A 24,042-nucleotide genomic window follows, 5' to 3' on the forward strand; every position below is an offset into this window, starting at 1 on the left:
TAGACGGCGACAATCAGTTCGTTGCGGCGAGATCGGTGTTGCTCGCCCGATAGGGCCTGTCGACAAGTGATTGAATCGCGTCAAGCGCCAGTGCTTTGGTGAAGCCGCCTTGATGCTCCAATCTGCCAGCAAGATTCTGGACAACCTCATTGTAGGGTGTCGGAATATTGTGGAAACGACCCAGCAAGACGATTTCGCCGTTGAGAAAATCGACTTCACTCGAAGCGCCTCTGGTAAAACTCTGCCAGGTCGATTGTTGACCGGGATGGATGCCACTGTCCTGAGCTATACGCCACCCTGAAAGATCTGTGGTCCGTTCAGAGGGTGAGGCGAGGTTATAACCGGCAGCCTCGAGAGCCTGGCGAGCTTCATTGACCAGCGCCTCGGCGATGGAGACGCGGAGATCCTCGGCCCCAACGAACAATTCCAAGACGTTTCTGACGTTGTGAAGAAGTTTGGCTGATTTCCAACGGCGGATATCATTGCTGGTTTCGGCCAGATAATTAGCGCGGGTGAGGTCCGCCGCAATCTGCTCGGCTGTTTCATCAGAACCCGACGGGAAACGCCCTATGGTGACCACGCCGACCTGCGGATCACCCGCCACTGCAACGGAGCCGGTTTCGGTAAACCGTGCTGGCGTCAGAATACTAGCTCCGTAAACCCTGGCGAAAGTTCTGAGCGCAATCGCTTCTGTCGCCAAGCCATTTTGAAAGGTGACGACGGGGAGACTGGCAGCCGTTGCACCTCCCGAATCCGACACAGGACGCCATGACCAGGAGGCCAGGGAGCTTGCCGCGTCCTGAGTTTTGACCGTCAACATCAGGATATCATCGAGGGTCAATTTGGGCGGGTCGCTGAGGTCGAAAGCGTTAAGCCCGATCTGTCGCTTGCCAGAGGGACGTTGGTAGCTCAAACCATACCTCTTTATATGGCCGATCTGTGCGCCACGTCCGACGAGCGCATATGTGATGCCGGAAAGTTCGAACTGCGCAGCGAGGCTCGCACCAACCGCGCCTGCCCCCACGATAACGTATCGTGTCATCTCTCTTCCCAAATCTGATTTATGACCAAGGCGGACTAGCGTGTGGCGTCAGCGAGAAGGTCGACAAGCCCACGTTTGAAACATAGGCATGTAAATGGGCCGAAGAAAGACAGGTCGTTCTCTTTCTACTGATTTCGTAGAAAATAGTTTGGAATTTGGACGTTTTACGGCCACCTTAATCTCCGCCGGCCATGGATCAAATAAGAAGCAAATTCTGGAAAATGCCTTCGGTAGATCCGGTAACGAGGGCGACTTTACCTGATAGGTTGATGTTCAACTTGCTTCTCCTGGAAGGTTGGCCGGGCGGCGCATTCATCGCGCCGCCATCAGCTTGTGGACGGAGCCGGCGTTTCAGACCCGGTGATGCCGATGCTCGGGCCGCGCCGGAGCGGCTTACGCCGCCGCGTTCAGGGTATTGAAGGCGGCCCGGTGCGAGGTGACGAAGTCCTGAACGGTCATCGGCGGCACGCCCGTCACTTCGGCGATGATCTTGTCGGCGCCCGAGAAGATGCCATTCTGGTAATCGAGGGCGATCGCGCAGAAATGCTGGATCAGAAATTCCGGCAGGCCGAACTTTTCCAGGCGATCGCGATAGGCGGGGATGGTCAGCGGCTGGTAGCTGATCTTGCGGCCGAGCACCTCGCTGATGGCCGCGGCGATGCCCGGCTGGTCAAGCTCGGTCGACCCATGAAGCGTGTAGGTCTTGCCGATATGGGCGGCCGGATCGGCCAGCAGCGAGGCGATCAGGCGGGCCTGGTCCTCGGCGGCGATCGGCGCATGACGGCCAGCGCCGTAAGGCAGATCAATGATGCTCTGCTCGACGATCGTCTTGCGTGCAAACGGGTAGAGCAGCCATTGCGAGAAGAAGGTCGGCCGCAGGTGGATGGTGGGAACGCCCGACCAGTCGAAGATCCGCTCGGCGATCCAGTGATCGCGCGCCGCATGGCTCTTGGAGTCCTCGCGCGCGGAGATCTGCGACATGTTGATTACGGCCTTCAGCCCGGCGCGCCTGGCCGCATCGGCGAAATATGCCGTCGTCTGGATGATGCCGGGACGGACCGGATAGCAGAAATAGGCGGCAGTGGTGCCGGCGGCAGCGCGGATAACGTCGTCATGCTCGAAGAGGTCGCCAACTACGACCTCGGCGCCTTCACTGCGAAGCGCGTCGGCGCGCTCGTCTTGCCTGTGGACCATTGCGCGGACGGAGTGGCCTTTTTCGAGCAGGCGTTGGACGGTGTAGCGGCCGGTCTCACCGGTTGCGCCGGTAACGAGGAACTTGTCAGTCATTTCTATCTCCTTGTGTTTGGCTGCATCATAAAGTGTGTAATTACACAGTTTTGGGTAAAAAGGGGAGCTACCCGCCGAGGTTCAGCTCCAGGATTTCATCGCGCATGCGCACGGCGCGGTCCTGTCCGACCTCCCGCTCAAACGCGGCCTGGGCGTTTTCCCAAAGGGGGACAGCCTCCGCCACCTTTGCGACGCCGGAGGGGGAGAGGGTGACATCGAAGGCGCGGCCGCTGTCGGCTCTCCCGGCGACAACCCATCCGGCTGCCTGCAGCGGCTTCAGCGCGCGGACGAGCGTCGTACGCTCCATGCTCAGCATATGGGCCAGACTGGTGATCTTGAGGCTCTGGTAGGCTTCTAGCAGCGACAGGATGGAGAACTGCGAGACCGACAGTTCGGCAGGCGCCAGATGATTGTCGTAAAGACGGCTCAGATGCCGCGCGTTCTGGCGGGCGGCGAGGGCGTAACAGAGATGGGGACCAGTGGGTGTCGGCATGGGGCACATCTAAATGTGCAATTGCACAGTGTCAAGCGCGAATCTCGGCGTTCGACGGACAAAGTAGAATGCTCGCCACATCCCGATTCCAAGCCTCATTGCTTGACGTGCAATTACACACTATATCCCGCAAGGTCGATGTTGAGTTTGGATCGCGCTCACGCGGCCACCCCAGAAATCACGCCTTCCGGAGAAACGTCATGACGGGCAGCAACGGAGAAAAGCACCCATTCCTCGATGATCTTGCCGATGACGCCGAACTGAGAGGGACGGTCCTGCGCCGTCCGGTTTCCGGCCGTGACAATATCAAGCGCCTGGTCGAGGCCGTCGGCACGCTCTATGCCTCGCAGACGCCGACCTTTTATGGGGCGATCGATCAGCGCCATTTCCTGCAATACAAGGCAACACTTCGCACCGGCCTCGATCTGGAAGCGGTAGGTGTCATCGAGCGCGACGAGACCGGGCTCGTTCGGCGCGTGACGATGACATTTTCGCCTTTGGACGCTGCGCTGTCGCTGTCGGCGGGATTGGGCGGCATTGTCGGGGAGGAGTTTGGTGACGATCTCTTTTACGACGCGTCGGTCAACGCGATCACGGCGTCCTGATTGCCAGACTCGCATACGATCGCATGCAATAGCGCCGGAGGCTGGGCTACAGCCAGCCCCCGGCCTTTCCCACGCCATCAGCCGCGAAGGAACGCCAGCAGGTCGGCGTTCAAGCGGTCCTTGTCGACATGCAGCAGCCCATGGGAGCCGCCTTCGTAGACAATGAGCTTGGCATGTGGAACGAGCCCGGCGGTCAGTTTCGCGGAGATTTCCAGCGGGACGATCTGGTCGTCGCTGCCGTGGACCACCAGCGCGGGAACGGTGATCTTCTTGAGGTCGTCGCGGAAATCGGTTTCGGAGAAGGCGCCAAGCGCGTGATAGGCGGCAAGAAACCCGGTTGCCTGTCCCTGACGCCAGTAGCTCTCCCTAAGACCTTCCGAGACGTGCGAGCCCGGACGGTTGAAGCTGTAGTACGGCATGGTGACGTCGAGATTCCACTGCGACCGGTTTGCCTGCACAGCGGCGCGGAACGTATCGAACAGCTCCTTTGGCGCTCCGTTTGGATTGGTCGCGGTCTTGAGCAGGAAGGGTGTCACCGAGGAGACGAAGGCGACCTTGGCGACGCGGCTCTGGCCGTGACGCGCGACATAACGCGCGACCTCGCCACCGCCCATCGAGTGGCCGACGAACGTTGCCTCGCGCAGATCGAGCGCTTCGACCAGTTGCGCCAGGTCGTCGGCGAAGGTGTCGTAGTCGTAACCGCCGGACGGCTGGCTCGACCGGCCAAAGCCCCGACGGTCATGGGCGATGACGCGATAGCCGTTCTGCAACAGGAAGAACATCTGGTCCTCCCAGGCGTCGGACGAGAGCGGATAGCCATGGCTAAACACCACGGCCGGACCGGTGCCCCAGTCCTTGAAGTAGAGGTCGGTGCCGTCTTTCGTGACCAGGCGGTCGCCTGTGAGCTTCCCGGCATGGACTGACGCGGGCGTTTTTGCTGCCGCCAAGTTCGCACTGGCACCGGCCGCCGCCAGTCCGACGCCGGCGATGGCAGCCCCTTTCAGCAGGTTGCGCCGGGAAGCGCTGTCGGGTGTTGAGATCGTAGACATGAGGAAACTCCGTGAGATTATGCCGCCTGGGCGGCGCGAGTGGGTAATGTGGTTGGACGTATCGGCGCGATGTTCAGGCCGGGTGCGGGGATCAGAAGCCGAGCCTGCGCAGATCCTCCGCGACGAACATCTGGCCGCTGCGATTCTTGACGCTCGGCAGCTCGGAGACTTTTGCGCGCCAGGACTTCAGCGCGGAATGATCTTCAGGGATGGCAATGCCGGCGGCGTCGGCAAACATCAGCCCGGCAAACACCGTGATGTCGGCCATCGAGAATGCATCGCCGGCGACGAACGACTGGTCCTGCAACAATCTGTCGAAATATGTCATGCCGGCGAGCGCCTTGTCGCGCTGGCGGTTGCCCCAGTCCTGGCGGCCAGCCCATTCCGGGCTCTTGAACACTTGTAGCTCGGCGCCGAGGCCGGGCGTCGCGTGGTGGAAATAGTTGCCGACCGCATCGAGCAGCTCGGTCTCGGCCCGCTTCTGCATCATGTGGATGACGGCCTTTTCCTTTGGCGTCTTGCCGGTGAGCCGCGGATCGCCGTCGAGATTGTCGAGGTATTCGGTGATGGCAGTGGCCTCCGCGATGTAGGTGCCGTCCTCGAGCTGGAGCACCGGCAGCACGCCCGAGGGGTTCTTTTGGAGGAAGGCGGGTTGCTTGTGTTCGGCACCGATAAGATCGACGGAAACAAACTCGACCTGCGGTTCGAGATCCTTCTCGGCGAGCACGATGCGGATGCGTGCCGGATTGGGAAACCCGGGGCGATCGAAGATTTTCATGGGAGACTCCTTTATCTGTCTATCGATAGATAGATTGCAGTCGTCGTTTATCCCTTCCCTTTTCCGGCGTCAACAACTATCTATCGAGTGATAGGTAAGGATCGATGATGGCCAAAACCAAAACGGATATGCGCGAGGCGGTCATGAGCGCCGCAAGAGCGACGGTGCAGGCGCACGGTTATAATGCGCTTAGCTTTCGTGAGCTCGCGAAAGAAGTGGGGATCAAGAGTGCCAGCGTGCACTATCACTTCCCGACCAAGGGCGCCCTCGGCGCTGCATTGGCGCGTCGCTACACCGAGGACGGAGCAGCCTATCTGACGGAGCTGCTGGCGACGTCCGAAAACGCGACCTGGTGCATGGACAGATATACTGAGATCTTTCGCTCAGCTCTGGCAAACGACAATCGCATGTGCCTGTGCGGAATCATGAGCGCCGAACTTGACGACCTTCCCACGGAGGTTCGGACCGAGGTCGATAAATTCGCCGCTATGAACGTCGGTTGGCTATCCAAGGTGCTTTCGCGGGCCAAGCCTTCCGCAAGCGACCAAGACCTGCAGGAGCACGCGATGGCGATCTTCGCAGCCATCGAGGGGGCCCAGCTGGTCGCGCGGGGCTGCCAGGACATCGGCATCTATGACCGGACGATCCGGGCTTACCGAGCGACAGGTCTCTTCCCGTAATTGGCCGGCGGCTCTAATGGGAGTGGCAGTTGCTCAAGTGAGGGCGATGGTGTTTTGCGCAAGTCCGCCGGCCGACCTATCCGGCGAGCCACTTCAGCGGCATCTGCAGTCGAAATACCCCTCCTACTCAGTCAGGTGATACTGCTGGCGCGGGCGTGGTTCAAAATCAGCAGCAATACGGGATCGTCGGGTCCATCCCCGTCAAGACCGGCAGGTTGGCCGTCGTCTCGGTGCGCGCTTGGTCTCGCGCGCGGCAGAACTGCCTCTGTTTGGCAGCCCCACAGAACGTTACGAGGCCTCGATTCTACGTGCAACCTGTTCGGGAGTGTTGAAGGCGTGGATTTATCGATTTAAAGGTGACTAAAATAATCATCTTATGTTGACAAGGCCAATTTCGCTCCATAGGTTCCGCCCGCATCCGTGGCGTAGGGACCAAGCAATGGCACGTGTTTTTTTGAATGTTTCTAATAATGTATCGCGAATTTATAGAGATAGCCTATTTGTCACGACAGCGATCGTCCTGATCGGCATTGCGGCATCGCCGGCTGCGGCCCAAAGCGCCACCGATGCCAGTGCGACAGCGCTGGAGCCGATCGTCATTCAAGGCGGCGCAGCCTCTGATAGCAAGGCTGACCGGACGTCCGTTGCCGCTAAGAACAGCTCGGCGGCGACCAAAATCAACACGCCGCTCGTCGAGACGCCGCGTTCGGTCTCGGTGACCACCGAGAAGGAAATCGAGCAGCGGGGCGCCCAGAGCATCATCGAGGCCGTGCGCTATTCGGCCGGCGTGACGACAGGACCGAACGGCTTCGATCCGCGCTTCGACCAAATCTTCATTCGCGGCTTCAACATCACGACGGTTGGCGACTATCGGGACAGCCTGCGCCAGCCCTATATCAATTACGGCATGTTCCGCACCGATCCCTATCAGCTGCAACGCGTCGAGGTGATCAAGGGACCGGTATCCGTTCTCTACGGCTCGGGATCGCCGGGCGGCCTCGTCAACAAGATATCGAAGCTTCCGACCGAAGAGCCGATCCACGAAGTCGGTATCTCCTACAGCACCAAGGATCGGGCTCAGGCGATGTTCGATTTCGGTGGACCGATCAGCGAAGGAAATGATGATTTCCTCTATCGCATCGTCGGCCTTGCCCGTCACGGCGACAACAATTTCGATATTGCCGACGATCGCTATTTCCTGGCGCCGTCCTTCACCTGGAAGCCCGACGAAGGCACGTCCTTCACGCTGTACGGCCTGGCGCAGTCCGACGAGACCGATGCCAATGTCGGCGCGATCACGACCGTCGACGGCAAAATTCTCGACATAAGGCAGAGCGATCCCGACTACGACTACCAGAAGGTCAAGCAGCAGCAGATCGGCTATCAGTTCGAGCACGAATTCGACAACGGCCTGACGTTCCGCCAGAACCTGCGCTATTCGCATCTCGATCTCAGAGCTCGTTACCTCGGCGTTTCCAGCTGGACCGGGACTGTCGCTCATCGTAACGCGAGTTCGATCCGCGACGAGATGAACGTCTTCCAGGTCGACAACCAGCTCGAGGCGAAGTTCGATACGGGTCCCCTTGCGCACACGATGCTGTTCGGCCTCGACTACACCAATCTCCAGTCGAACTGGGGCTACGGCATCGGCGCCGTCAACTCGGCCTTCGATTTCGATATCGCCAACCCGACCTATGGTGTCTCGGGCGCCACGCCGGCCTATGACTTCATCGTTGCCGATGCCGATATGCGCCAAGTCGGCGTTTACGCCCTTGACCAGATCGAGGCTGGAAACTGGCGTTTCAACCTCGGCGGTCGCCAGACCTGGGTGAACCAGACGCGTGACACGACCTATCCCTCCTTCGGGTTGAACGACTCGGAAGACGTCAACAAGAACGCCTTCTCCTGGCAAGCCGGCGCGCTTTACCTCTTCGACAACGGCATTGCACCCTTCGTCTCCTATGCGACCTCGTTCGACCCGGTCACCAACCGGTCGGCATCCGGCAAGATCCTGGAGCCGACCGAGGGTGAACAGTACGAACTCGGCGTGAAGTACCAGCCGCCGGGCACCGACATCCTGCTGTCGGCGGTCGCCTATCACATCGTCGAAAAGAACAAGCCGGTGCTGGTCAATCCGCTGACCCTTGCCTACGACTCGCTTGGCGAAGTGACGGGAAAGGGCATCGAGCTTGAAGCGCGCGCGGCAATCGCCGACGGCCTCGACATCATTGCGGCCTACACCTACAACCATTCCGAGGTGACCGGAGGCGACAATGAGGGCAACACGCCGGCCTTCACGCCCGCGCATGTCGCAAGCCTCTGGGCCAACTATACTTTCCAGGAAACCAATCCGTTCAACGGCCTGTCGGTCGGCGCGGGCGTCCGTTATGTCAGCGAGAATTGGACGGATACCGCCAATACCTCGAAGAACCCGTCGAGCTTCTATGTCGATGCATCTGCCGCTTATGATTTCGGCGCGATCGACAAGAACTACGAGGGCCTGACGGCTGCCTTCAATATCCGCAACATTGCCGACCAGCGCGACACCGTGTGCAACGAGGGCTTCTGCTATCTCGGCCAAGGCCGCAACATGACGGCGACCCTGAAGTATCGGTGGTAATAGATGGCGCCGGAGACGACCCGAGCGCTCCAGCCCGCGACGTTGATCGCTGATCATCCCGTCGCCCACCAGGCCGTCGACCTCGACGGCCTGGTGGGCGACGGCCCGTTCTCCTATTGCCGCGGCAAGCTGCTCAGTTCTCCACCGCAGACAGGCATCGTCATTCCCTGCAGGGATCTTTGCGACCGGGCAATCTTTGACGAAATCATTGGCCGATATGCGCAAAAGTTTCCAGGCAGCGACCGTCGTGCGATCGTCTCCATGTGGACGCTCTACTATTTCAGCATCCTGACGATCACCTCCAGCCTCCACATGTTCGTGCACCGGATTGGGCTGGCGTTGGAGATCGACCGGCTTTCACTCGTCTGCAACGAGCATACGGGTGAGCCGGAAGCATTCGTGATGTCCGAAAGACCAGACGTTACCACCGATCCCGCCGGCGAGCTTCACCGGCTGATGCGCCGCCACGCCGAACCGGTGATCGCGGCGATCGCCGTCAATGCCGGCGTCGCTCCGAAGCTTCTCTGGAACAATGTCGCGGCATATCTCTCCTGGATTCTCAAGGAGATCGCCCATCGTCACGAGCCCGCCCTTGTCGAAGGCGGCCTGGCGCTGCTCGAAGAAGCTGTATGGCCATGCGGCGGGCGCAATCCGATGTTCGGCATGATCCGCATTGCACGACAGCAATGCGGCCTCGAGTTCGCTCGCCGAAAAGTCTGCTGCCTGCGCTACAATCTGCCGGGCGTGGGCGGCTGCGGCGAAGCCTGTCCGCTGCCGGACGGGCGCCATTAGCTCCTAGCGGCTCGCCAAGGTCCTGAAGAGACGATGGATGGCAGTCGGCGATGACTAGAAGGGCCGCTCCGATGTACCGCGCTGCTCATTGCCAACGCGCCAGGCAGAAAGTCCTGTCGCCTCAAAACACGGCTTCACCTGCCTCAACGTCGGCGAGCGGCTTTACCATGAACAGGCATGGATGATCCTCGTGCCAAAGCTTTGCAAAGACCTCGGCCCGCACAAAGCCGTTCCGGTCATAGAAGCGCCGCGTCGCCTCGAACTGCGGTTCGTCGCGGTCGCGCGGGGCGAGAGTCTTTACGGTCAGCAGTCGGGCACCCGATTCATGGCCGAAACGTTCGGCCGCATCGATGAGATGGCGTCCGGCGCCGCGACCGTGATGTTCGGGTCGTGTCGCAATCAGCGCGATCTCGACGGCGCCGGGCGGGTGCGGCTTCAAGGCCATCAACGCAGTCACGACGTCGGCTTCGACATAGCCGAACACCAGTAGGTCTTCGATCGCCTGAGCGCTCGCTTCGATGACCTCAGGTTCTGAAAACCAGTCGGGCAAAGCCCCCATGATCGATCGGCAGAGCTCCGCCTTGCCCGTCACGATCTCCACTGTCCTTCCCATTTTTTCTCGCTTTCATCAGGTCGATTTAAACTTGACTCTTGTTATCACCTTAAAATAGACACTGCAATCAAATCGTGTACTTTCCTCGAAAAAGGAACGCCAAGACCGCATCGACCAGCAACGACAGAGCCTGATTTTCCATTTGTAAAAAGGGTACAGGACAATGCACACATTGCATCGTGATGTGAACGGAAATGCCGTGGTCAACGCCATGATCGAAAACAAGGAAAAACTCCTCAAAACGATTGAAAGCGTTGTCAAATCAAAGTCATATTCCGAGGATATATTTCAGGATGGAGTCATTAAAGCCTATGGGGTCAAAACTGACGGCATTCGTTGCCCGATCGGTTACGCCTTCCGGATGGTCTATAATCTCGCACTCGACGAAAGCCGCCGGCGACGTCAGCAGATGAACAACTATAGGTCGATCGACCAGGTTCAGGAGATCACGGCTCCCATCCCCACCGTGCTCGACCAGCTTGTCGCCGCCGAGACTTTGCGCAACGTGCTTGCCTCGCTCGAGGCGTTGCCGAAGCGAACCAACGATGCCTTCATTCGCCATCGCCTTAACGGCGTGCCGCAGAAGGATATTGCAGCCGAACTCGGCGTCTCAAGGACCCTCGTCAACTTCATGATCAAGGCGGCAGAGGAGCATTGCCATCTGGCAATTACTGAGCCTGCTTCCCGCCCCGACCATGCGCACCGCCAGGACCCTACCGTTTCGCGGCGTACAGCGCCTGCTGCAAATCACTCCACAACAGTTCCGGCTCTTCCAGACCAACGGCGAACCGAACCGTCTGCTCGCTCACACCGAACCGGATGAAGGAGGTCATCCGGTCGGGGATCTGCAACGCGACCTTGGCGGGGACCACCAGCGTTTCGGGTCCCCCCCAGCTGACACCGAGGCGGATGTCGCGAAGGCTATTCACAAAACGTGCGACATCGATATCGGGATAGAGGTCGAAGGCGAACAGCCCGGCATAACCCGTGAGCGTTGCCCGTCCGGGATGTTCCTGGAATGCCGGGTGACGAACGCGTGCGATCGCAGAATGCTCCTTCAGCCGCCCGGCCAACAAAAGCCCGCTGCGCTCGTGCTCCTTGAGACGGACACGCAGCGTGCGCATGCCGCGCAGCAGCAGCCAGGCCTCGAACGGTGACAGTTTGGCGCCGACATAGGGGTAGGATATTGAATTGATCCTGGCGATGGCCTCCTTCGAGCCGACGACGACGCCGGCCACCGTATCGCTGTGACCGCCGAGATATTTCGAGGCGGCGTGAATGACGATATCGACGCCATGCTGGATCGGTTTTTGAAAGAGCGGCGTTGCCCAGGAATTGTCGATGATTGTCGTAACACCGGCCTCCTTTGCCATGGCCGACAGCGCCGCAATGTCCTGAAGCTCGAAGACGAAGGATGTGGGGTTTTCAAGATAGAGCAGCTTGGCGCCCGACAGAGCCTTGCGGACCTCGTCGTGGTCGGCGGGATCGACAAAGTCCACCGCGACGCCGAGCCTGCCGAGCAGCTTCACCAGAAGGCGGTAGACATCGTTGTAGAGATGGCGAACCGCAACGACCCGGTCTCCGGCCTCAACGAGACTGAGAATTGTCGAAGTAATGGCGGCCGTTCCGCTCGAGAAAGCCCGTCCATCCTCTGCGCCCTCGAGGCGGGCGACCAGGAGTTCGAATTCACGAACCGTCGGATTGTCACCACGCGAATAGATGTAGTTGCGCGTGCGGCCGGCGAAAACATCCTCCATCGCCTCGTAACTGTCGTAGGTGAACAGCGACGTTTGGAAGATCGGCGGAGACACGGCGTTGAATGCCGCCGGATCGACAGGCGTAAAGAGATCGTCAGCGGCCGCATGGGCGCCAAGGTCGTGCGGGTTGATCGACTGGTTCATGGTCATCCTCTCATGGACAAAAGCTGGGATATGGACGGATGGAGGTCAGATGGTCGGCAGAGCGCTGCCGGAGCGCGCGTAGCGTCCTCATCAGGCAGACGGCCGACAGCAGGCCGGTCAGGGCAGAGGCCAGGAACATTGCGGCCAGCAAGCCTGAAAAACCGAAGAACGGCGGCAGGAGAGCCAGCAGCGGAAACAGAAGATAGCCATTCTGCGCCAGACCGATGGCAACGGCCGCTTTCGCTCTGCCCTGAGCCTGGAAGAGGATCAGCACCGTTTGCCGCAGGCCGAACAGCAGAAGCGGAAGGTGGGTTGCGACGATCGCTTGCGCCGCGATCCCGATCACCGTCGCATCGTCGGTGAAAAACGAGGCAAGCTCTTCGGAGAAGGCGAGCGCGGCCACCCCGTAAGTGCCACTCACCGCAGTTGTGACCGCTGTCAGGATGCGGGCGGCCGACAGCACTCGGGCCGTATCGCCTCGACCCCAGGCAAAACTCAGGATCGACTGGGCCCCGAGTGAAATACCGATGACCGGGAGCGTTCCCACCGCCAGCAGCCGCAAGGCAATCCCGACGCCAGCGATGCCGGCTTCTCCGTGATAGGTGCCGGCGAGCGACACCATTGCCGCAATCGCGCCTGCGGTCGCGAGACTGGTGAGTGTCGTCGGCGCGCCCACTGCAAGGACAGGCCTGAGATAACCGATATCTCTCCACTGCCAGCCAAACGCCAGCCGGACCGTCCCAAGCCGCCTCGCGTGGTAAGCAGCATAAATGCAAAGTGCCACCAGTTGGGACAGGATGGTTGCGATCGCAACGCCCTGCAGGCCGAAGCCGAAGCCAAAGATCATGATCGGATCGAGGATCATGTTCAGCGCAAAACAGGCGACCAGCGTCCACATGCTGAAGCGGGCATTGCCCTCTGCGATCGCCAGGAAATCGAGAATGATCTGCGCCATCGTCAGCGGCACCGAGACCGCAATCATCATCAGATATTGCTGCGCGAGCGGCTGAAGGGCAGGCGTGGCGCCGAACAGCAGCAAATCTGGAAATGCGAGGATTGCGATGGCGCTTGCCGCGCCGAAGACGACGCCGGCAGCAAGGCTGACGGAGGCAATGGCGCCAGCCCGGGATCGGTTGCCGGCTCCGAGCGTCCGCCCGACCTCGGTTGCGACACCGACGCCGATCCCTTCGCCGAAGGCCGCGACGAGCATGAGGACCGGCAGGACGATCATGATCGCCGCGATCTGATCTTCACCGATCATTCCGATGAAGATCATGTTGATCGTGTGATGGGCGGCGTTGATCGACAGGCCGAACATCGCCGGCAGTCCAAGCCGAAGCAGCAGCCTGAAAAGCTGAGGACTGGCAAGGTCCTCCGGTGCGAGGCGCTGCCGTCTCCGGAAGCTGCCGCTTGCGTCGCTCATGTCGTTCATGACGCGGGCACCCAGAGACGATCACCGAAGAAGCGCTCGCGGCCGAGCATGACGAGGAGCGCCCGCTTGTGCGGAAAATCGAAATGCTTGACCTTGGCAAAACCCGAGCGGTCGAGGTTGCGGATCTGCTGCTCGTGACTGGCGCGCGGCTCGCCGACAATGCGCTTCGTGCGCGGATCGTCGAGGAAGATGAAATGCATCAGCGAAGGAAGCCATGCGCTGATCCATTTCTTGCCGCGATAATCGGGCTCGCCGATCGCCACATGCCATCCACGATCATAGTCGTCGGCGTCGTAAAAGGGACCGAGACGGTTCTCCTTTGCCCAGTAGACTTCGAAATAGCCGAAAGGGATATCCGCGAAACTGCCGATCAGCGGCAGGACATGCGGATCGGCGATCCTCTCCTCCAGGATCTCCCGATGTTTGCCGATCGAGCCTGCATCCTCCCAGATCGTGTTGACCTGTTCGTCGTTCATCCAGCGATGAAATGCTGCAAGATCGGTCTCGGCATCGGCCACGGTGAAGGCTATTTCCCGTTCCAGCCAGGGGATGAAACGCTGGTAGACCGTGCCCTTCGGCTTTGCAGGTCGGCGCGGATGATACCGGCCCGCGGTCATCTCCTGCACGGGCGGCAGCGGATAGGACAGCTGCGGCAGCCAGAGCGATGGCCATTGCCATAGGATCGCCGAATCGAGCCTTCCGCCTGTGCCGGCAATGTGTCTGGGAAGGCTTGTCTGATGCCCTTCGAAGACGACTGATGTAATCGAGCGATCTTGTGCCGTCACCGCTTCGGCGGCCGCCATCAGAAGCTCCGGCGATTGCACCGGATCCCCATGATAGAAGGTCACCGACGCTATGCCGGCCTCGACCTCGAATGCGGCTTCGTGGTGGCCGTAGGCGGTCTTGAGGTGAATGAGATTGGGTGCAAGGCTGATGTAGCTGCGCGACTGCAAAGCGCGCCTTTGTTTGGCGGCGTCGAAATCCATGATGTTCTCCTTGCCGGTCGGGCTTTTAGCGCTGCGAGCATGAAGAAAGCTCCTGCGTCGATTTGGTAGAATGACGATCCATCTCCGGCCGGATTTAGGGATAAGCGAAGAAAAAAATTCTCATCAATTTTCTAAACTGCAGCCTGCCGGATCCGTCACTTGCGCATGACCATCATCACCGCAGGAGCTGCGAATGGATAATCTTGAGCCTCACGACGATCTTTGGATCGCCGTCATCGACACCGAGCGTCGCTACTCGGTCTGGCCGCAGGACAAGCGGATTCCCTTGGGCTGGGAGCCGGCGGGCTTTGCCGGTTCGCGCCAGCAATGCCTGGCGCATATCCGTGACGTCTGGGCGGACCCGCGCCCTCTCTCTTTGCGCTCGGCAATCGCCGGCGACGCGCGTCTCTGAAACCGGCTGGATGACACGGATGAACAAGCAGATCACAAACTTCGCAGATGCCCACCCGACCGATATCGCAACGGACGCGGTCTTCGAGAGCTTTCCACTGACGATCGCCCAGAAGCGTATCTGGTCGCTGGAGCAGATCGGCAACTACACGGTCTTTCCCGACCAGGTCATTTCGCTGCGATTGAGCCCGGCGTTCGACGTCAAGACGATTGCCGGCGCCTGCCGGACGCTGGTGGCGCAACATCCCTCCCTTGCCACCCGGTTCCGCCGGCTGGCGGGCGGGCGCGTCGAACAGTACTGCGGCACACTAAATGCTGTACCGATCGAGATTGTCGGTGAAGGTGCTGCTCTTGCCGAGCCGGATGCTTGGGCCGAACAGAAAGCCTTCCGCGACAGACGCTTCGATCTTCTTGCCGGTCCGCCGGCACGTGTTCAGATTGTCTTGCTTGCGGATGGACAGTCGCTTCTGACGATCGTGATTCATCCAATCATCTCAGACGATCGCGAGAAGTCGATTCTTACCGGCTCCCTGACGCGAAGTCTCGATGGCGGACCCACCCGCGATACGCAGCTACCAGATATCTTGGCCGGAACGCGAGAGGCCGATTGGCTGCAGACAGAGCAGGCGCAGCAATCCCTCTCCTACTGGCGGCAAACGATCGGCCTCGACTACGCGGCCACGACCTTTCCCACCCGCTTCAACAGTGGCGGGCTGGCAGGTGTGGCACGCGCTCAGCATCGATTTTCGATCGAGCCCGGTCTCTGGGAAAAGCTCGATCGACATGTGCAGCAAAAGGGATATCAGGTCGAGCGCGTGTTGCATGCCGCCTTTTGCGCGCTGCTGGCACGCTACAGCGGCAACTACGCTTTGCTGACCGGGCTCCTGATCGCGCGGCCGCAGAAGGACCACCTTGCGAACCGCGGCCGTGCCGAACAGATCCTTCCCCTCACCCTATCGCTAACATCCAGAAATTCGCTCGACGATGTCATCTCTGCGATCACTTCGGTAACGCAGGAGGGGCTTCGCCGGCTGGTTCCGCTGGAGCGCATCACCCAGGAACTGGTCGTCGACGAAGCGGCGGCCCAGGAAGCCGTGGTCAAAGCCCTGTTCGAATTCCGCGAGCCGTATCCGATCCCCGGGCACGCAACAAATCTGGAGCCCCTGGGCGCGCGCGCCGACAGCGAGCTTTCCCTGGTGATCGAAGCAGGTCTGGATGGTGCTGCATCCGGGCTGATCGATTATGCACAGGATCTCTATGACAGCGCCGTGATTGCCCGTGTCTCCCGGCATTTCATCCTTGTGCTCGAGCAGATCGTTGCGCGGCCGAACGTGCGGATCAAGGACATCGAACTTGTGGGCAGCGACGAGCTCGACCAGTTGTCGGCGCCCTACGAAGATGACGTGGTCAACGATGACAGGCCGGTCCACGAGCTGATATCAGCCCATTCGCGCCAGACGCCGGAGAAGACGGCGATTGTCTACGGTGACGAGGAATGGAGCCATGGCTGGCTAGAGGCCGGCACCAACCGTCTCGCACATCGGTTGCGTCAGCTGGGTGTTCGCGCCGAGGTGACGGTCGCCATCTTCATCAAGCGCTCGCCAGAGGCAATCGTCGGGATCCTCGCGACGCTGAAGGCGGGCGGCGCCTATATCCCGGTCGAGCCCGACCATCCGCCGGCACGCAACCATCACATTCTGCGCGATGGCGGTGTCAAAATCGTTCTGACCCACAGCTGGCTTCGCCATCGGCTGCCGGAAGAGCTCGACGCCACTATCCTCGACCTCGACAAGATCGACCTCGACGGCGAGCCGGATACGCCGCTCGATATTCCCACTCACAAGGATCAGCTGGCCTATGTCATGTATACCTCCGGATCGACCGGATTGCCGAAGGGCGTGGCCGTCGAGCACGGCCCGCTGACGCACCATCTGCAGAACACCTCGCGTGTCTATGGCATGAGTTCGGCGTCCCGTGAGCTGCCGTTCCTGCCTTTCAGTTCGGACGGCGGGCACGAGCGATGGATGAACCCGCTGATGGAGGGCGGCAGTATCATCCTTCCCGATCAGCCACTGTGGACGCCGGAAGAGACATTGACGGCCATGCGCAAGCACGGCGCCAACAATGCCAGCATTCCCACAACCTATCTGCAGCAGCTGGCGGAATGGGCTGATATTTCAGACGGCGCGCCCCCAATGCGCCTTTATTCCTTCGGTGGCGAGGGGCTGGCGCAACCGACCTTCGATCTGCTGTCGCGGGCGCTGAAATCGGAATGGCTGATCAACGGCTACGGGCCGACCGAAACCATCATGACGCCGATGGTCTGGAAGGTGAGGGCGGGCACGAAGTTCCAGGGGGTCTATGCTCCCCTCGGTCGCGCTGTCGGGTTAAGGCGCGTCTATGTGCTCGACCCTGACCTCAATCCGTGCCCGATCGGCGTGACAGGCGAACTCTATATCGGTGGTGAGGGCATCGCACGCGGCTATCTCGGCAAGCCGGATACGACGGCGGACCGCTTCATCCCCGATCCGTTCTTCACGGAGGGCGGCCGACTTTATCGTTCCGGCGATCTGACGCGTTGGCGTGATGACGGAACCGTCGAATTCGTCGGTCGTGTCGACCATCAGGTGAAGCTTCGTGGCTACCGGATCGAGCTCGGCGAGATCGAAGCGGCGCTCCTGCAGCAACCCGGCGTCGGCGAGGCTCTGGTCGTCCTGCGCGATGACGATGCCGGCGGTGAAAAGGCGCTCGTTGCCTACGTCGTTCCGAAGAAAGACGAGACGCTTGACGTCGAGACGACCCGCACCGCCCTCGAACGCAGCTTGCCGTCCTATATGGTGCCGGCTGCGGTGGTCGAACTGGAAAAAATGCCGACCAATCCGAACAGCAAGCTCGATCGATTTGCGCTGCCGGCGCCACAACCGGTCAAGCGCGCAATCGTCGAGCCGGCAACCGTGCTCGAAGAAGAGGTGCTGGATGTCTGGCGGCAGGTACTCAAGTTGGAAGCAATCAGCGTCGAGGACAATTTCTTCGCGATCGGCGGCAATTCGCTCGGAGCGATCCGTATTCTTTCCTTGCTCCGGCAGCGCCGGCCGAAAACCCCGCTCATCGTCGCCGATATCTTCAACAACCCGACCATTCGCTCGTTTGCCGGCGTGATGGAGCAGGGGGATCAACGGGATCTCTCCGAGGTGATCGTGCTGCGCGCTTCCGGCGCCAAGCCGCGGCTCTACTGCTTCCCGGGGCTTCTCGTCAGCACCCGCGAATATGTCAAGCTCGTCGACTATCTCGGAGCCGATCAGCCGGCGACCGGCTTCATATGCCACTCGCTCTCCGAGAAAAAGGCAGTCGGCGCTCCGGTCGAAGAGATCATCGAGAGCTATGTCGATTATATCGGGACACACAGTCAGGGCGCGCCCTGCTATTTCCTCGGCTGGTCCTGGGGCGGGCTTCTGGCCTACGAGGCTGCCCGCGCCCTCGGTGATCAGGTCGACGTCAGGATGATGGCGATGGTCGATGTTTGCGATCTCGGATCGGAATTTGCGATCGGCGCAAAGCCGAGGTTCCGGCCCGGCGAGCGCGATGAGCTTCATCGAGACGTGCAGGCATGGCTTGGAAGAACGGCGATGCGTCCCGAATGGGACCGGCTGCTGTCGACGATGGACGCGGATACCTACGACCAGTTCCTGCGTTTTGTCGGCGACGAAAAGGACCCGCTTCCAAACGACGGGCCCGATATCAGCAGTCGTGAGCATACGTTTTGGGTGCTGATCGACAATGCCCTGATCTTCCGCAAGCACCGGCTCGTTCCTCACGATGTACCGATCTATCCCTGGGCTGCCGACGACAGCCTCAACCGCGGCCTCAACCTGATCGACTGGCGCCGCCTGTCGCCGCGGGCGCATGCGGCCGAAATCATCACCGGCACCAACCATCTGCACATGATCGGGTCTCCCGCCTTCCACTCAAGGCTTGCCCTGCGTCTCAAGGAAACAGAGAAGGATATCGCATGACCGTCGCTTTTGCCCGCAGGGATGCCGAGCCGCTGGATATTGCTGGCATCGGCATCGGCCCCTCCAATCTGAGCCTCGCCTGCCTGTTCGAGTCGGTGCCCGAGATCAGAAGCCGTTTCTTCGAGCGACGAGACTCCTTCGACTGGCATCCCGGCATGATGATGCCCGGCGTCGAGCTGCAATCGTCCTTTCTGAAAGACCTCGTCACCCCGGTCCTGCCGACCAGCCGCTGGTCATTCGTCTCCTATCTGGTTGCCCATAAGAGGCTCTACGCTTTCCTGAACGCCAATTATGAGGCCGTTCCCCGGCAGGAGTTTGCACGTTATCTCGCCTGGGTCGCCAACGGCGTGGACGGCCTGCGCTTTGGCACGGAAATCCGCGACGTCGAGCACCGCGACGACCGCTTCTTCCTGCGGTTCGACAACGGACAGGAAGAAGCGCGAAACCTGGTGATCGGCACGGGATCTTCACCCTTCGTGCCCGACTGGGCAAAACCGTTTCTAGGGGCCGATTGCTTTCATAACAGCGAGGCCAAATCGCGTCTCGGCGATCTCGGCACCGCCCGCATCGTCGTGGTCGGCGGCGGTCAAAGCGGCGGCGAGGTCGTCGAAGCCTTGCTTGGCGATCCCGGTTCCATGACGGAGCTGACATGGATCAGCCGGCGTCATAATTTCGAGCCGATCAACGATACGCCGTTTTCGAACCAGGTCTTCTCACCGGAATACGTCCAGGCCTATCTGAAGCTCGGCGGCGAGCAGAAGCAGGCCGCTTTGAAGAACTCGATCCTGACCAGCGACGGCTTGTCGATTTCGACGATTCACTCGATCTATCGCCGCCTCTATGCGTTGCGCTACCTCGAGCCGAGCACGCTCAATGCCTCTCTGGCGCCCAATCGCGATGTGATCCAGATGGAGCGGAACGGCAATGCCTACCGGCTCATCGTCAGGAACCAATTCGACGGCGGGATCGAGGTGCTGCATGCAGATGCGGTGGTGCTGGCAACCGGCTACCGGTTCCGATTGCCGGATGCTCTCGGCTCGCTGGGCGACAGGATAACGCTCGACAGAAACGGCTATCCGCTTCTCAATGACGACTACACGATGCAGTGGACGGGTCCGCGGACCAACCGGGTGTTTGCGCAGAATGCGGGGCGCTATTCGCACGGTATCGCCGACTCTCAGCTCAGCCTCATGGCCTGGCGCAGCGCAACCATCGTCAACACGCTTATCGGCCGGCAGCATTTCGATGCTGAACCCGACAATGGGCAACTGGCCTGGGCGACGGAGACCGCTGCCGCAATGCCTCATCAGCTCCGAGCCGGCTATTCGGACGGCATGTTATCGTCCTGAAATAGGCGTATCGAAATGCCGGGGAGCCCCGATTGAGAGCAAGCAGCCAGCGCGACGACGTGCTGGCTGCCGCTTTCGACCAGACGGTGATGCCATCGTCGATCGCGATCGCCGCCTGTTATGACAGGGATGCCATCCTTCCAGGAAAAGGCGACGTTGCGAGGATCCACGCGCAGCCCGACGCCGAGTGCCTTTAGATGGCTCTCCTTCAGCGTCCAGAGTGCAATGGCGCCCCGTGCACTTTCGCGCGCAGGCAATTCCGCGAGCCAGCGCCGTTCGTCTGCACTGCAATAGCTATCCACTGCCGCCTCTTCGATCTCGGCGTCGGCGCGTTCGCAGTCTATTCCCACGTAATCACATCCTGAAGCGACCGCGACCGCCACAAGCCCGTCGGCATTGGCGAGGCTGAATTGCGGCCTATCACGACCCTCAAGCCTCAGCTTGCCGTGCCTGTCTGGAGACAATGGGACCTTGCTCGGCGATATCCCGGTCTGCAGGCTCAACAGTTGCCGCAAGAGATACCGGCCGGCAATGAACGATGCCCGATCTCGTTCAAACCGATAGGTCGCGGCGCGATCCCGTTCATCCGATGAAAGCGACTGCATCCAGCGGTTCCAGTCGCTTTCGTTCTTGGAATACTGCCAGAGCGCTATTTCAATGTCGGCAGGTTGGTTTTCTGATTGCTGCATGGATCCAGTATGTGTTCCGTGGATCGATTGGCAAGCATGCAGGTGCTTGCCGACGTCGCGTACGGCAGGAGAGCTGCGTGAGCGGATCGGCGTTTCCCGTCCTGAAGGCGATTGGCATTCCAGCGCTCGTTCTCGATGGCGAAGATGACGAGATCGTGCCGATCCGAATCAATGTCGACCGATCCTTTTCTTGGTATCGAGCCCCGACGTGCTGAGATTTTTCGCTCGCCATGGCTGCTATTTCCTTGGATTTCCAGGAACTTTAAGTCGCATGGCGCTGAATTGATCGCGGAAGTATGGATCTGCTTAGGAGATCTGAGGAAATAAAGCGGGATCATTGTTTAGTTAATACTAAATTATTGAATCTGGTGCGAGATCTTGGCATCAACCGGCAAGCCGGTCGTCCCAAGTACCTTCGAGGAGACCCGCATGAAGCGCCCGAGCATCAAGCAAGCTCTGATCTTAAAGCTGTCGATCATCAGTCTGTTCATGATTGGCCTGTCCTATGTCTCGCTAAGCACGATCTCGACACTTCGTGCCAATACTGAGCAGATCGGGACCTTCTGGATGCAGCGGCTTGTGACGGCTCGCGAGATCAAGGATAATTTCCTCGACCTGAAAACGGTCTATGCCCAGTATCTCCTGGAGGACACAGCGGAGGAGCGGAGGGTCGGACAGCAAAAAATCGACGCCGCCGGCACCGCGCTCGAGAAAGTTGTCGCTGAATACGAAAAGGGCGTGCGCACCGAGCGTGGGCGCGAACTGATCAATCTGATCAAGCCGGAACTCGCCAAATATCGCGCGCTGTCAGAGCAAATGACCGCGTTTGAAAATGACGGGAAGACGCCTGAAGCAATCCGCCTCTTCAAGGAAAATATGGAGCCGCAAGCCGAGCTGGTGAACAAGGCGGTGGCGGATCTGGTCGCTTTCATTCTCAGCCAGGCCGAAGGCTTTGTGACCGCAAGCGGTGATTCTGCGCAATCCGCTTTCATGCTGACGGCCGCGATCGCAGGGCTGGCCGTGCTTCTTGCCATTGCCGGCATCTTCTTTGCGATATCGGGCATCGCCAACCCGATCCGAAGCATCGCCTCCGCCATGAGGCGCTTGTCGGATGGCGATCTTGACAGTGATATTCCCTATGCCGGTCGCGCCGATGAAGTCGGCGAAATGGCCGGCGCGGTCGAAATCTTTCGTCAGAACGCCCTCAACGTCGTCAGGCTCGAGAAGGAAGCCGCTGAATCCCGCAGCGAGAGCGAGGCAGCGCGCGCCGCCGCCCAGCAGCGCGCCGAACGCGAGGCGGAACAATTGCGCTTCGCGACCACGACATTGGGCGGAGGCCTCCGGCGGCTTGCAGCAGGCGACATATCCTTCCAGCTTTCGGAGCAATTTGCGGCCGAATACGAAGCCTTGCGCGAAGACTTCAACGCTTCGCTCCGGCAATTGGGCGCGACGATCGGCGCAGTGCTCCAGACGGTACACAGCATAGACAACGGTACCGGGGAGATTGCATCGGCGGCGCAGGATCTTTCCAAGCGTACCGAACAACAAGCCGCCTCTCTCGAGGAGACGGCCGCAGCCTTGGACGAGATCACGTCGAATGTGACGATGGCGACCAAACGCACCGACGAGGCACGCAATGTGGCCAAAGAAGCCGATATCAGCGCTCAGCGGTCGGCAAGTGTGGTCTCGGAGGCGGAACAGGCCATGCGACGCATCGAGGAAAGTTCACAGCAGATTTCCAACATCATTAGTGCAATTGATGAGATCGCCTTCCAGACGAACCTCTTGGCGTTGAATGCCGGCGTTGAGGCTGCCCGTGCGGGTGAGGCGGGCAAAGGCTTTGCAGTGGTCGCCCAGGAAGTCCGTGAGCTTGCCCAGCGCGCCGCTCAAGCGGCCAAGGAGATCAAGGGCTTTATTCAAAAGTCATCAACTGACGTGGAAAATGGCGTGAAACTGGTTCTCGAAACCGGAACGTCGCTGAAGTCGATCGGTGAGTACGTCGTGCACATCAACCAACTCATGGATGCGATTGCCACATCGGCGCGTGAGCAGTCGACGGGACTTGCCGAAATCAACACGGCCGTCAATCAGATGGACCAGGCGACCCAGCAAAATGCGGCGATGGTCGAGCAGTCGACGGCTGCCGTTGCCTCATTGTCCTCCGAGGCAGGCCGTCTGCGGGATCTGGTCAACCAGTTTCAATTGGACGGCGACAAAGGCGCGGCGGACGGACAGCGCAGCGGACGGGCCTTCGAAGGCAACAGGCCAATCCACTTGGTCGCTTCGCGGCGCGTGACGCAAAGATGACGCGCGGCGCACGTCAGATCAGGTACACGCGACAACTTGGACAGCCCTTGGCAAATACGCCGGGCTAGACTTCCACCTTCATCGACCTGATCAGCGCTTCTCGCGAAGCAAGACCTGTCATTGCGCGATCACCCATCTCGTGCGCGACGAGATTGAGCAAACCTTCACAGAACACGATGTAGGCCCCCATGCTATTGCTGAAAAAGCTGCTCGTGTGGGGAATGAAAAATGCGTGTTGCGACGGCCCAACGAGGGGGGAGGCACGCGTGTCCGTCACCGCTATGACGGCGAGGCCGAGTTTGGCTGCGACTTCTGCCACGTTCGCGACACTGCGTGTGTATGGCGCGCAACTCGCCACGACCACGACGTCGCCCTTCTCGAGTTGTGCCAAGGCTTCGGCAACACCAAGGCGAGGCGCATCCAGAAGCGAGACGTCGCTCCGCAACATCCCCAGACCATAGGTCAGAAAGCTTGCAAACGCGTGGAATTGACGGACACCGTGGACCCTCACGCGGCGGGCGTTTGCAAGCAGGCCGGCGGCTTCAAGCAGCGACTTGGGATCAAGCTGCGTCAGGAAACCGTCGATGTTGTTCTTGGTCTCGAGACCGAGCCTGTCGAAGATATGCAGCTCCTCCTCGCTGTCTTCCTTCGTGGAAAGAAGACGCCCCGCCTGCCGGCTATAGAAGTACCGATCGTCAGCGGAAAACGCCTGGCGGAAAACACTTTGCAAATCGCTGAACCCGGTAAAGCCGAGCTTCTGCGAAAGTCGCGTCAGGGTCGAAGGGTTCACCCCGAGGGTGTCGGCCAGTTCGGAAATGGTTCGAACCGCGGTCTGTTCCGGTGTGTCCACCAGCTTCGCCAACACGTCGAGAGCCTTGTTGCCGAGAGAGATGTTGGCGTTCTCACGGTTGATGCTCACCGTGAGGTTTCGGAGTTCCTCGATTGTCGCCGGTTTTGCAAATCCAGTCGCTCCATCCGTCAAAACCATGCGTCTG

General features: G+C 60.1%; 20 protein-coding genes. 9 read left to right on the forward strand and 11 right to left on the reverse strand.

The features are described 5' to 3' along the window. Positions 1 to 13 precede the first annotated feature (13 nt). The 3 genes from BS629_RS35050 to BS629_RS35060 form a co-directional block, all read right to left on the reverse strand. Positions 14 to 1,042: a ketopantoate reductase family protein gene (locus tag BS629_RS35050; RefSeq protein ID WP_018245545.1), complete on the reverse strand. Its 1,029-nt coding sequence runs from the start codon at positions 1,040 to 1,042 to the stop codon at positions 14 to 16. Positions 1,043 to 1,435: 393 nt separating this feature from the next. Then, positions 1,436 to 2,329 (reverse strand): NmrA family NAD(P)-binding protein, encoded by an 894-nt coding sequence (locus tag BS629_RS35055; protein WP_018245546.1) that lies wholly within the window; start codon positions 2,327 to 2,329, stop codon positions 1,436 to 1,438. Between the two features lie 67 nt (positions 2,330 to 2,396). Beyond that, positions 2,397 to 2,822 (reverse strand): MarR family winged helix-turn-helix transcriptional regulator, encoded by a 426-nt coding sequence (locus BS629_RS35060; RefSeq protein WP_018245547.1) that lies wholly within the window; start codon positions 2,820 to 2,822, stop codon positions 2,397 to 2,399. Between the two features lie 200 nt (positions 2,823 to 3,022). Here BS629_RS35060 and BS629_RS35065 point away from each other — a divergent pair, with 200 nt between their 5' ends. After that, positions 3,023 to 3,427 (forward strand): hypothetical protein, encoded by a 405-nt coding sequence (locus BS629_RS35065; protein WP_018245548.1) that lies wholly within the window; start codon positions 3,023 to 3,025, stop codon positions 3,425 to 3,427. 77 nt (positions 3,428 to 3,504) lie between these two features. On the opposite strand, the gene BS629_RS35070 is transcribed toward BS629_RS35065, so the two are convergent. Both BS629_RS35070 and BS629_RS35075 read right to left on the reverse strand, forming a co-directional pair. Beyond that, positions 3,505 to 4,476, reverse strand: a complete 972-nt coding sequence (locus BS629_RS35070) for an alpha/beta fold hydrolase (RefSeq protein WP_018245549.1) — start codon at positions 4,474 to 4,476, stop codon at positions 3,505 to 3,507. A 91-nt stretch (positions 4,477 to 4,567) separates the two neighbouring features. Beyond that, the gene (locus tag BS629_RS35075; RefSeq protein WP_018245550.1) at positions 4,568 to 5,254 is read right to left on the reverse strand and encodes a glutathione S-transferase family protein; all 687 of its coding nucleotides are present in this window, start codon (positions 5,252 to 5,254) and stop codon (positions 4,568 to 4,570) included. Between the two features lie 104 nt (positions 5,255 to 5,358). Here BS629_RS35075 and BS629_RS35080 point away from each other — a divergent pair, with 104 nt between their 5' ends. From BS629_RS35080 to fhuF, 3 genes are all read left to right on the forward strand, one after another. Further along, a complete protein-coding gene (locus tag BS629_RS35080; RefSeq protein ID WP_018516829.1) occupies positions 5,359 to 5,934 on the forward strand; it encodes a TetR/AcrR family transcriptional regulator in 576 nt (191 codons plus the stop codon). Positions 5,935 to 6,373: 439 nt separating this feature from the next. Then, positions 6,374 to 8,554, forward strand: coding sequence for a TonB-dependent siderophore receptor (locus BS629_RS35085; protein ID WP_018245552.1), 2,181 nt, complete (start codon positions 6,374 to 6,376; stop codon positions 8,552 to 8,554). Between the two features lie 3 nt (positions 8,555 to 8,557). Continuing rightward, positions 8,558 to 9,346 (forward strand): siderophore-iron reductase FhuF, encoded by a 789-nt coding sequence (gene fhuF, locus BS629_RS35090; RefSeq protein WP_018245553.1) that lies wholly within the window; start codon positions 8,558 to 8,560, stop codon positions 9,344 to 9,346. Between the two features lie 121 nt (positions 9,347 to 9,467). Here the strand turns inward: fhuF and BS629_RS35095 are convergent, their stop codons facing one another. Continuing rightward, positions 9,468 to 9,959, reverse strand: a complete 492-nt coding sequence (locus BS629_RS35095) for a GNAT family N-acetyltransferase (RefSeq protein WP_018245554.1) — start codon at positions 9,957 to 9,959, stop codon at positions 9,468 to 9,470. A 163-nt stretch (positions 9,960 to 10,122) separates the two neighbouring features. On the opposite strand from BS629_RS35095, the gene BS629_RS35100 reads away from it, so the two are divergent. Beyond that, on the forward strand, positions 10,123 to 10,782 hold the full coding sequence (locus BS629_RS35100) for a sigma-70 family RNA polymerase sigma factor (RefSeq protein WP_028733456.1): 660 nt from the start codon (positions 10,123 to 10,125) through the stop codon (positions 10,780 to 10,782). Here BS629_RS35100 and BS629_RS35105 read toward each other — a convergent pair. From BS629_RS35105 to BS629_RS35115, 3 genes are read right to left on the reverse strand one after another with little or no spacing between them, the layout of a single operon-like run. Beyond that, on the reverse strand, positions 10,673 to 11,860 hold the full coding sequence (locus BS629_RS35105) for a PLP-dependent transferase (protein ID WP_026188683.1): 1,188 nt from the start codon (positions 11,858 to 11,860) through the stop codon (positions 10,673 to 10,675). The two genes, BS629_RS35100 and BS629_RS35105, sit on opposite strands and share 110 nt — an antisense overlap. Positions 11,861 to 11,870: 10 nt before the next feature. Further along, positions 11,871 to 13,292, reverse strand: coding sequence for an MATE family efflux transporter (locus BS629_RS35110; RefSeq protein WP_018245557.1), 1,422 nt, complete (start codon positions 13,290 to 13,292; stop codon positions 11,871 to 11,873). Beyond that, positions 13,289 to 14,278 carry a GNAT family N-acetyltransferase gene (locus tag BS629_RS35115; RefSeq protein WP_018245558.1) on the reverse strand — a complete coding sequence of 330 codons (990 nt, stop codon included), beginning with the start codon at positions 14,276 to 14,278 and terminating at the stop codon, positions 13,289 to 13,291. Before BS629_RS35115 ends, BS629_RS35110 begins: the two co-directional genes overlap by 4 nt. A gap of 193 nt (positions 14,279 to 14,471) precedes the next feature. Between BS629_RS35115 and BS629_RS35120 the strand changes: the two genes are divergently transcribed. From BS629_RS35120 to BS629_RS35130, 3 genes are read left to right on the forward strand one after another with little or no spacing between them, the layout of a single operon-like run. After that, complete coding sequence (locus BS629_RS35120; protein ID WP_018071314.1) at positions 14,472 to 14,690, forward strand: MbtH family protein; 219 nt, start codon at positions 14,472 to 14,474, stop codon at positions 14,688 to 14,690. 19 nt (positions 14,691 to 14,709) lie between these two features. Continuing rightward, the gene (locus tag BS629_RS35125; protein WP_026188684.1) at positions 14,710 to 18,702 is read left to right on the forward strand and encodes a non-ribosomal peptide synthetase; all 3,993 of its coding nucleotides are present in this window, start codon (positions 14,710 to 14,712) and stop codon (positions 18,700 to 18,702) included. Then, entirely contained in the window at positions 18,699 to 20,051 is a 1,353-nt protein-coding gene (locus BS629_RS35130) for a lysine N(6)-hydroxylase/L-ornithine N(5)-oxygenase family protein (protein WP_018245560.1), read from the forward strand. The genes BS629_RS35125 and BS629_RS35130 overlap by 4 nt, the downstream gene beginning before the upstream one ends. On the opposite strand, the gene BS629_RS35135 is transcribed toward BS629_RS35130, so the two are convergent. Then, the gene (locus BS629_RS35135) at positions 20,024 to 20,740 is read right to left on the reverse strand and encodes a 4'-phosphopantetheinyl transferase family protein (RefSeq protein ID WP_018245561.1); all 717 of its coding nucleotides are present in this window, start codon (positions 20,738 to 20,740) and stop codon (positions 20,024 to 20,026) included. The two genes, BS629_RS35130 and BS629_RS35135, sit on opposite strands and share 28 nt — an antisense overlap. 429 nt (positions 20,741 to 21,169) lie before the next feature. Between BS629_RS35135 and BS629_RS35140 the strand changes: the two genes are divergently transcribed. Beyond that, positions 21,170 to 23,047, forward strand: a complete 1,878-nt coding sequence (locus BS629_RS35140; RefSeq protein ID WP_018245563.1) for a HAMP domain-containing methyl-accepting chemotaxis protein — start codon at positions 21,170 to 21,172, stop codon at positions 23,045 to 23,047. 64 nt (positions 23,048 to 23,111) lie between these two features. On the opposite strand, the gene BS629_RS35145 is transcribed toward BS629_RS35140, so the two are convergent. Next, on the reverse strand, positions 23,112 to 24,035 hold the full coding sequence (locus tag BS629_RS35145; RefSeq protein WP_018245564.1) for a MurR/RpiR family transcriptional regulator: 924 nt from the start codon (positions 24,033 to 24,035) through the stop codon (positions 23,112 to 23,114). Positions 24,036 to 24,042 lie beyond the last annotated feature (7 nt).

The organism is Rhizobium leguminosarum bv. viciae USDA 2370 (genome assembly GCF_002008365.1).
Taxonomy (GTDB): Bacteria; Pseudomonadota; Alphaproteobacteria; order Rhizobiales; family Rhizobiaceae; genus Rhizobium; species Rhizobium leguminosarum.